The organism is Thiobacillus sp. (assembly GCF_018780105.1).
In the GTDB taxonomy this organism is placed as follows: Bacteria; Pseudomonadota; Gammaproteobacteria; order Burkholderiales; family Thiobacillaceae; genus Thiobacillus.
In genome coordinates this window covers 22,134-31,393 of the sequence record NZ_JADMKC010000062.1, presented here as the reverse complement: position 1 = coordinate 31,393, position 9,260 = coordinate 22,134, and the positions used below count along the sequence as shown (strand labels likewise).

At 66.4% G+C, this 9,260-nt stretch carries 9 protein-coding genes; 5 read left to right on the top strand and 4 right to left on the bottom strand.

Annotated features, from left to right (window positions below):
• Positions 1-145: 145 nt before the first annotated feature.
• From mpl to IV098_RS16305, 4 genes are all read right to left on the bottom strand, one after another.
• Positions 146-1,546 carry a UDP-N-acetylmuramate:L-alanyl-gamma-D-glutamyl-meso-diaminopimelate ligase gene (mpl, locus tag IV098_RS16320; RefSeq protein WP_296891011.1) on the bottom strand — a complete coding sequence of 467 codons (1,401 nt, stop codon included), beginning with the start codon at positions 1,544-1,546 and terminating at the stop codon, positions 146-148.
• 56 nt (positions 1,547-1,602) lie between these two features.
• The gene (locus IV098_RS16315; RefSeq protein WP_296891009.1) at positions 1,603-3,522 is read right to left on the bottom strand and encodes an ATP-binding protein; all 1,920 of its coding nucleotides are present in this window, start codon (positions 3,520-3,522) and stop codon (positions 1,603-1,605) included.
• 6 nt (positions 3,523-3,528) lie between these two features.
• Positions 3,529-4,170, bottom strand: a complete 642-nt coding sequence (locus tag IV098_RS16310; protein WP_296891007.1) for a response regulator transcription factor — start codon at positions 4,168-4,170, stop codon at positions 3,529-3,531.
• A gap of 73 nt (positions 4,171-4,243) precedes the next feature.
• Complete coding sequence (locus IV098_RS16305; protein WP_296891005.1) at positions 4,244-4,741, bottom strand: thioredoxin family protein; 498 nt, start codon at positions 4,739-4,741, stop codon at positions 4,244-4,246.
• A gap of 90 nt (positions 4,742-4,831) precedes the next feature.
• Between IV098_RS16305 and hemC the strand changes: the two genes are divergently transcribed.
• The 5 genes from hemC to IV098_RS16280 form a co-directional block, all read left to right on the top strand.
• Positions 4,832-5,755, top strand: a complete 924-nt coding sequence (gene hemC, locus IV098_RS16300) for a hydroxymethylbilane synthase (protein WP_296891003.1) — start codon at positions 4,832-4,834, stop codon at positions 5,753-5,755.
• Positions 5,752-6,513, top strand: a complete 762-nt coding sequence (locus tag IV098_RS16295; protein WP_296891001.1) for a uroporphyrinogen-III synthase — start codon at positions 5,752-5,754, stop codon at positions 6,511-6,513. Before hemC ends, IV098_RS16295 begins: the two co-directional genes overlap by 4 nt.
• Positions 6,506-7,516: a uroporphyrinogen-III C-methyltransferase gene (locus IV098_RS16290; protein ID WP_296890999.1), complete on the top strand. Its 1,011-nt coding sequence runs from the start codon at positions 6,506-6,508 to the stop codon at positions 7,514-7,516. Before IV098_RS16295 ends, IV098_RS16290 begins: the two co-directional genes overlap by 8 nt.
• Positions 7,517-8,689: a heme biosynthesis protein HemY gene (locus IV098_RS16285; protein WP_296890997.1), complete on the top strand. Its 1,173-nt coding sequence runs from the start codon at positions 7,517-7,519 to the stop codon at positions 8,687-8,689.
• A gap of 107 nt (positions 8,690-8,796) precedes the next feature.
• The coding region (locus IV098_RS16280; RefSeq protein WP_296890995.1) for a DUF302 domain-containing protein at positions 8,797-9,260 on the top strand (464 nt) is incomplete at its 3' end.

Below are 9,260 nucleotides of genomic sequence, written 5' to 3'. Positions count from 1 at the left end.
ATTTCCGGGGTTTCGGGGATGAGCGGGGTCGCCTTTTCTTTGGTTACTTTCTTTTGGCGAAACCAAAAGAAAGTGACTAGCTGCCGGGCTACCCCCGGCCAACAGTCCCCAGCCCGGCGAACACTTCAACTACAACAACCCAACCTCACGCATACCCCCCATACCGATGCATCGCCGTCAGCACAATATCCTCGTGATAGTGGTGATGCAGCGCGTCCAGCAGTTTGGCGTGGATGCCGCCGAATCCGCCGTTGCTCATCATCAGGATGTGGTCGCCGGGGCGGGCGTCGGCGACGAGTTGGCTGACGAGGGTGTCGAGTTTGTCGAATACGTGGGCTTTGTCGCCGAGCGGGGCCAGGGCGATGGCGGCGTCCCAGCCGAGGTTGGCGCCGAAGCAGTAGACCTGGTCGGCGCCGGCGAGGCTGGCAGGCAGGGCGGCTTTCATGACGCCGAGTTTCATGGTGTTGGAGCGCGGTTCGAGCACGGCGAGGATGCGCGCTTTGCCGACTTTCGCACGCAGGCCTTCTACGGTGGTGGTGATGGCGGTGGGGTGGTGGGCGAAGTCGTCGTAGACGGTGATGCCGTGGACGGCGCCGCGCACTTCCATGCGGCGTTTGACGTTTTCGAAGCGGGAGAGACCATCGATGGCGGTGGCGGCGGGCACGCCGGCGTGGCGCGCGGCGGCGATGGCGGCGAGCGCGTTCATGCGGTTGTGCTCGCCGATGAGTTCCCAGTTGACGCGGCCTTGCAGGACGCTGTTGAAAAACACGTCGAAGCTGCCCTTGGCGTCGGGTTCGCCGGCGGTCCAGCCGCCGACGCTGCCGAAGCGTTCTACCGGGGTCCACAGGCCGCGCTCGAATACGTGGTCGATGTTTTCTTCGCGGCCGTTGGCAACGATGAGGCCGTTGCCGGGGATGGTGCGCACCAGGTGGTGAAACTGGGTTTCGATGGCGGCGAGGTCGGCAAAGATGTCGGCGTGGTCGAATTCGAGGTTGTTGAAGATGGCGGTGCGCGGGCGGTAGTGGACGAATTTGGAGCGCTTGTCGAAGAAGGCGGTGTCGTATTCGTCGGCTTCGATGACGAAGAAGGGGCTGTCGGTGAGGCGCGCGGAAACTTCGAAGTTCTGCGGGATGCCGCCGATGAGGAAGCCGGGGCGCATGCGCGCGTCGTCGAGGATCCACGCCAGCATGGCGGAGGTGGTGGTCTTGCCGTGGGTGCCGGCGACCGCCAGGACCCATTTGTCTTTCAGCACGTTGTCGGCCAGCCACTGCGGGCCGGAGGTGTACGCCAGGCCGCGTTCGAGAATGGCTTCCATCAGCGGGTTGCCGCGGGTGACGACGTTGCCGACGACGAAGATGTCGGCCTTGAGGTCGGCCTGGCTGGCGTCGTAGCCTTCGATGAGGTCGATGCCGAGCGCGCGCAGCTGGTCGGACATGGGCGGGTAGACGTTGGCGTCGCAGCCGGTGACGGTGTGGCCCGCGGTTCGGGCGATGGCGGCGATCCCGCCCATGAAGGTGCCGCAGATGCCGAGGATGTGGATGTGCATGGTGTCTGGTAAGCGGTGAGAGGTGAGCGGGAAGCGGCAAGTGCCGGTTTTCGGGATTATCCCACAGCGGCGGCGCGCCCCTGCTGGATCAGGTGGGTCAGCAGGGCGCGCAGTTTGGCGGGGCGCAGCGGCTTGTGCAGCAGCGGAATGCCGGCCTGGCTGATGCGCAGGATCGTGTCGGGAGCGGTGTCGCCGGTCACCAGAATGGCGGGGATGTCGCGGCCGAATTTCTGGCGCAGGCGGGCGATGACTTCGATGCCGTCGGTGTCGCCCGGCAGGCGGTAGTCCGACACGATGACGTCGGGGATGCGGTCGAGGCTGAGCAGTCCCTGTTCGGCTTCGGCGGCGCTGTGCGCGGTGACGAGGTCGATATGCCAGTTGTCGAACAGCTCGGCCATGCCGCGCAGGATCGCGGATTCGTCGTCCACCAGCAGCACCAGGGCGTCGGCGGCGAGCTTGCCGGGGGCGGCGAGCGGCACCGGCAACTGGATCAGCTGAGCATCGCCGCAGGGTACGTCGATGCTGAACGCCGAGCCGTGCCCGGGGCGCGACAGCAGGTCGACGCGGTGTCCCAGCAGCCGGCTCAGACGAGACACGATGGCGAGCCCCAGCCCAAGCCCCTTGCTGCGGTCGCGCGCCGGATTATCGAGCTGGACGAATTCGTGAAAGATGTTTTCCTGCTGGTCGGGCGGGATGCCGCGCCCGCTGTCGATCACGCTGAGGCGCAGCATGCGGCCGCGGCGGCGGCAGGCCACCAGGATGCCGCCGTGGTCGGTGTAGCGGATGGCGTTGGCGATCAGGTTGAGCAGGATGCGTTCGATCAGCAGGGGGTCGCTGTAGAGGGTGACCTCGACGGTGTGAAAGCGCAGGCGCAGTTGCTTTTCGGCGGCGAGTGGGCTGAACTGCTTGTCGAGCTTGTCGAGCATGCTGCGCAGCGAAAAGTGCACCGGATGCGCCTCGATCGCGCCGGCGTCCAGCCGTGAAATGTCGAGCAGGGAATTGAACAGCAGCTCCATCGCGGCGGTGGAGGCCTCGATGTTGTCGATCAGGGTCTGCGTGCCGGGCTGTTTGTTGCGTGCCTTGAGTGCGGCGATGAACAGTGACAGGGCGTGCAGCGGCTGCCGCAGGTCGTGGCTGGCCGAGGCAAAAAAGCGCGACTTGGCCTGGTTGGCGCGCTCGGCCATGTCCTTTTTGGCGGCGAGGTCGGCGGTGGCTTCGCGGATGCGCTTTTCCAGTTCGCCGCGATGCGCCTGCAGGGCTTCGGCCATGTCGTTGACCCCGGCGGCGAGCGCGCCGACTTCGCCGGCGGGCGGGAGCTGCGCGCGCACCGTGAGATCGTTGTGCGCGAGCCGGCCTACCACGCGGCCGATATGCTGCAGCTGCCACGCCAGCTTGTCGGACAGGCGCCAGGCCAGCGCGCCGGTGAGCGCCAGCGCCACCAGCATCAACAGTGCAGCGTGCAGCAGTGCATCGCGTTTGAACGCGTTGATTTCCAGCAGCGAGACCCCGGCTTCCACCTGCCCCAGGCCTTGTTTGACGGGCTGCGCGGGGCCGGCGAACAGGGCGTCGTCGTGGAAGCCGGTGCCGGGCAGAAGGATTTCGGCCTGCTGGACGAATTGCGTCCCGACCGGCGTGTCGCGCGGGCGGTCGCCGGTGCTGGCAAGCAGCTGGCCGCTGGCATCGCGTACGCGCACCATCGACAGCCGGCTGGTCTGCGCTTCGGACTCGAGCAGGGCCTCGACGCGCCGGATGTCGCCGCTGATCAGCGCATACGGCAGGGCGTCGGCCAAGTGATGCACCGCGTTGCTGGCGCGCGCGTGCAGGGCTTCCTCGGCGGTGGCGAGTGTTTGCGAGGTGAAATACGCCACCATGCCGAATTCGGCGAGCAGGGCCGGCAGCAGGGCGATCACCAGCATGCGGCTGCGGATGCTGGTGAGCGGAGGCAGGCGGCTGAACAGGTCGCGCAGGAAGTTCACCGGCGCTTATTGCTTCTGCATCAACCGCTGGATTTCGAGCACGGCCTCGGTGCGGTTGCTGACATTGAGGGCGCGAAAAATCGCTGCGATGTGAACTTTGACCGTGCCTTCGCTCATCGCCAGCATGCTGCCGATGTTCTTGTTGGCGAAGCCTTGCACCAGCAGGCGCGCGACTTCGAACTGGCGCGTCGTCAGGCCGCGGTTTTGCAGTGCCTTGAAATCGTCGGGCACGATGGAGTAGAGGCCGATTTGGCTGTCGTCGAGACAGGGCGGGACGTAGATGTCGCCCGCCAGCACCTGCCGCAGCGCAGTCAGCATCACGGCGGTGGTGGCGGCTTTGGGGATGTAGCCGAGGGCGCCGGCTTCGAGCGCGCTGCGGATGTCGTGCGGTGACTCCGAGGCCGACAGCACCACCAGCGGGATGTCGGGGAACTGGTTGCGGAACAGGGTGATGCCCTGCATGCCGACAAAGCCCGGCATGTTGAGGTCGACCAGGGCGAGATCGAGGTCCGGATGTTCGAGCGTCCGGGAAAACAGGCTGGGGTAGTCGTGCGCGTCGATGATTTCGAGCGCGGGCTCGAGCTGCGCCAATACCTGGCGTATCCCCTCGCGCATCAGCGGGTGGTCGTCGGCCAGCAGGGTTTTCATGATGCGCATCCGGACATGGACGCGATTCTAGCGCCGATTTACTGAGGACTGGCAGGCCGCCCGCAGTGTGCGCTTACTTGCCGCGCACTTTGCGGCCGCCTTCGTCGATGGCGGCTTCCAGGTAGCCGAAGTAATAGTCCGGGGTCAGCATGCCGACGATGGCTTCGCCGGTGTCGGCGCCCTGCGGCGTCAGCACCTTGACGGTTGGGGTCATGAAGATTTTGTGGGCGGCGGCGAATGCGCCTTCGGTGGTGACGGTGCCGTCGAAATCGGTCAGCGGGGTGGTGGCGCCGACGGTGACTTCGCGAATGATGGCGCGTTTGCGATAGGCCGGATCCTTGTGCATGGGAATCAGGTATTCGTTCTTGACGCGTTCGCAGTAATGGCAGCCGGGGGTGGTGAACACCACCAGGATGGGCACGCGGCGCTGCGCCGCCAGTTTGCCATCGGCCTTGAAACTGCTCGCCTGGACCAGCCCGTCGGCAGCGCTGGCAGCGCCGGCCAGCGCCAGCCCGCATGCTAAAATCATGGCCTGGAGCATCACCATCCAGGGTGCGATCAGTCGCTTCATTGCCGTCGTTCCTTTGCGTGATGATGGAGTCGCCATGAGTGTGAGTGTCGCGCCATCATTTGCCAAATCAAACAGTCTATTCCTACCGCCATGCATACCCTGACCATCGCCTCCCGTGAAAGCGCCCTCGCCATGTGGCAGGCCGAGCATATCCGCGACCGCCTGCGTGCGCTACACCCCGGCTGCACGGTGAGCATCCTGGGCATGACCACGCGCGGCGACCAGATCCTCGACGTCACGCTGTCCAAAATCGGCGGCAAGGGACTTTTTGTCAAGGAACTCGAAGTGGCGCTGGAGGCGGGGCAGGCCGATCTGGCGGTGCACTCGATGAAGGACGTGCCGATGGAACTGCCGCCCGGTTTTACGCTGGCGGTGATCGGCGAGCGCGAGGACCCGCGCGATGCCTTCGTCTCCAATCAATACGAACGCCTGTCCGACCTGCCGCCCGGCGGCGTGGTCGGCACTTCCAGCCTGCGCCGCGAAGCGCAGTTGCGCGCGCGCTATCCGCATCTCACCGTGAAGCCGCTGCGCGGCAACGTCGGCACGCGGCTGAAAAAACTCGACGAGGGCCAGTTCGACGCGATCCTGCTCGCCGCCGCCGGGCTCAAGCGGCTTGGTCTGGGCGATCGCATCAAGAGCCTGCTTTCCGTGGAAGACAGTATTCCAGCTGCCGGGCAGGGCGCACTCGGCATCGAAATCCGCAGCGACCAGCCCGCGGTGGCAGCGATGCTGGTCGCGCTCAACCATCCGGAAACCGCCGCCTGCGTGCGCGCCGAACGTCAGGTCAGCCGCGTGCTGGGCGGCAGCTGCCAGGTGCCGCTGGGCGCGCACGCCACGCTGCAGGGCGACACCCTGCACATTGCGGGATTCGTGGCGAACCCCGATGGCAGCCAGTTCATCCACGATGCGGCCGCAGGCGACCCGCGCGACCCCGAGGCGGTCGGCCAGCTGCTGGCCGACAAGCTGCTGGCGCTGGGTGCGCGCGCCATACTCGACGCCTTGCCGGCAGGATGATGCAAGGGCTGGCGCACCGCACCGTGCTGGTGACGCGGCCGCTGCAGCAAGCCGCCGCGCTGGCGCAGGCCGTCCGGCAAGCGGGCGGTTCGGCAGTGGTTTTTCCGGCGCTGGAGATCGTAGCCGTGCCGGTGCGCGAACTGGCCGAACCACTGGCGCAGCTGGCCACGGCGGATAGCGTGATTTTCATCAGCCCCAACGCAGCGCAGTTCGGCATGGCGGCCATCGGCGCGCTGCCGGCCGCGGTGCAGTGTTTTGCAGTCGGCCCCGGCACCGCGCGGGCGCTGGCCGAACGCGGCGTCAGCGACGTGATCACGCCGGACGGCCACGACAGCGAAGCCTTGCTGGCTTTGCCGCAGCTCAATGCGGTGGCCGGCAAGCGCGTGCTGATCGTGCGCGGCGTGGGCGGGCGCGAGCTGCTGGCCGACACCCTGCGCGCGCGCGGCGCCACGGTGCATTACCTGGAGGCTTACCGGCGGGTGCGGCCACAGGCCGATGCCGCACCCCTGCTGGCGCGGTGGCAAGAGGGCGGCATCGATGCGGTCACCGTCACCAGCGCAGAGACCCTGCACAATCTGGAGGCGCTGCTGGGCGACGCCGGCAGACCGCTGCTGCTGCGCACCCCGCTTTTCGTCCCGCATGAGAAAATCGCTGCCGCGGCACGCCAGTTTGGCGTGGCCCGGGTCATCGCGACGCCCGGCGGCGATGCCGGCCTGGTCGCAGGCATGATCAACTGGTTCAGGAATCTCCATGAATAACACGTCCGAATCCCCTGCTGTCCAATCCGCTCCGAGCCGGTTTCAGGCTGTCCCGCTGGTAGCCTTGCTGATCGCCTCGCTGGCGCTGGCCGCCGCCGCCTGGTCGTGGTCCGACAGCCGCGAGCGCATTCGCGACCTGAAAACCGAGCTGGGGCGCCGCCTGGCCGAGTCCGGCAAGGAAGTCAGCGAGACCCGCCTGCTGGCGCGCAACGCCGACGATGCGATGCGGCAGGTCAGCGAAAAAGTCGCCCGCATCGACAGCCAGATGGTCACCTCGCAGCAACAGCAGCTGGCGCTCGAAACCCTGTACAAGGAACTGGCGCAGGGGCGCGACCAGTGGGCATTGGCCGAAATTGAGCAAGTGCTGCTGACCGCCGCGCAGCAACTGCAACTGGCCGGCAACGTGAAGGCCGCGATCATTGCGCTGGAAGGCGCCGACACCCGCCTGCAGCGCCTTGACAAGCCGCAGTTCACCGCGCTGCGGCGCGCCATCGCGACCGATCTGGCGACCTTGCGGGCGGTGCCGTCGCTCGACGAAGTGGGGGCGAGCGTGCGCATCGAGGCGCTGGTGGCGCGCATCTCCAACTGGCCGCTGGCCAGCGCGCAGGCGTCCGAAACCGCACCGGCGCCGCGTGCGCAAAAACAGAATGTGAGCCTCGGGCAGGAGTTGTGGGGCGAGCTGACCCGCATCGTGCAGATCCGCCGCGTCGATCGCAACGAAGCGGTGCTGCTGCCGCCCGACCAGGCCTATTTCCTGCGCGAGAATCTGCGCCTGCGCCTGCTGTCGGCGCGGCTGGCGCTGCAGTCGCAGGACCAGGCCGCCTTCAGGGCCGATCTGAATGCGGTGGCCGACACGCTCAACCGCTATTTCAATACGCGCGACGATGGTGTCGTCGCGGCGCTGAAGGAAATCAAGCGGCTGTCGTCACTGCAGATCGCCAGCAAGCTGCCCGGCATCGATGCCAGCCTGGCTGCGCTCGACGCCTACAAGGGGAATCACTAAATGCGCTGGCTGATTTCGCTGCTCATCATCGTGGTGCTGGCGGTCGGGCTGGCGATGGCCGGGCGTTACGACCCTGGCTACGTGGTGCTGGTGTATCCGCCCTGGCGCATGGAAATCTCCTTCATCAGCTTTGTGCTGATGCTGGTGGGGCTGGTGGTGGGCGGCATCCTGCTGTTGCGTCTGACCCTGCTCACGCTCAACCTGCCGCGCATCGTGCGCGAACAGCGCGAACGGCGGGCGGCGCAAAAGCGCGACGAGAATTTCGCCGGCGGACTCAAGGCCTATACCGAGCACCGTTATCAGGACGCCGAACAGATCCTCGGCAAATGGCAGGGCGACGCCACCCGCATCGGCGTGGCGCGGGTGCTGGCGGCGCACGCGGCGCAGGACATGCGGGCCTCGGCGCAGCGCGAGCGCCATGTGCGCGAAGCGGCCGAGCACGGTGCCGAACTTGCCGCCCAGCTGTTCGAGGCGGAAACCCTGCTCGACATGAAAGATGCCACCGGCGCCCTGGTGGCAATCCAGTCGGCTCGGGCCATCGCGCCGCAGCACACCGCCCTGTTGCGGCTAGAGCTCAAGGCGCGCCAGATGACCGGGCAGTGGGACGAGGTCGACAAGCTGCTTGATGCCCTGACCCGCAGCAATGCGATGGAGCCCGCCACGATCGCACAGCTGCGCCGCATGGCCTATGCTGAAAACCTCAGACGACGCGCCGAGGACGACCGCGCGCTGCTGGAGTACTGGAAGAAAGTGCCCGCCGACTTCAAGACCGATGCGTTTGTCGCGCGCGCTGCGGCACGCGCCTTCATGCAGCGCGGCGGCGCCGACACCGCGCTCGACGTGATCGAGGCCGCGCTCAACCGCGACTGGCACGAAGATCTGGTGACGCTGTACGGCGACGTGCGCGGCAGCAGCCCGACCCGCCAGATCGAGCAGGCCGAGAAGTGGTTGCATGCCCAGCCGCGCGACGCCCAGCTGTTATTGACGCTGGCGCATCTGTGCAGCGTGCAGGAATTGTGGGGCAAGGCGCAAAGCTATCTCGAAGCTAGCTTGGCGGTGGCGCCCAGCACCGAAGCGCATATCCGCATGGCCGAATTGCGGACCCAGAGCGGGCAGACCGGCGAAGCCTGCCAGCACTACCAAAAAGCCCTGGCGCTGTGCCGCGCGCAGTAGCGATCTGACGCAAATTGCCCGGCGCTGGCTGGCACGTTTGTGTCGGCAAGCCGCATGGCCGGCCGTGTAAGATGCCGCTTCGCTTATGTTTTAAATAAGGATTTTCCATGCGCCCGACATTTCTTGCCGCCCTCAGCCTCGTTCTAGCCAGCGTCGGGTTCGCGCCGGCCAGTCTTGCCGCGTCCAAGGCCAAGCCGGTGCAGCAGCAGTCCGGCGTGTACAAAGTGGCGATCGAGCCCGGCGTCAGCATGGCCGATGCAGCCGAGTCGATGCGCCTGCGCGCCAATGCGCTGAACCTCAAACTGGTGGCCGAGTTGCCCCTGTCCAAGCAGGTCGAGGCGAATACCGGCAAGCCGCAGCGCACCACCACCATTTTCGAATTCTGCGATGCGGTGACCGCCAAGGACCTGATCGACCAGAGCCTGAACTTCGCGATTTACGTACCGTGCCGCATTGCGCTGGTGGAAGACGCCCAAGGCCAGGGCTGGCTGATCATGATCGATATCAACGTCGAGGAGTTCGCCAAGGCCAACAAGCTGTCGCCCGACCTCAAGGCGCGCATCCAGAAAGT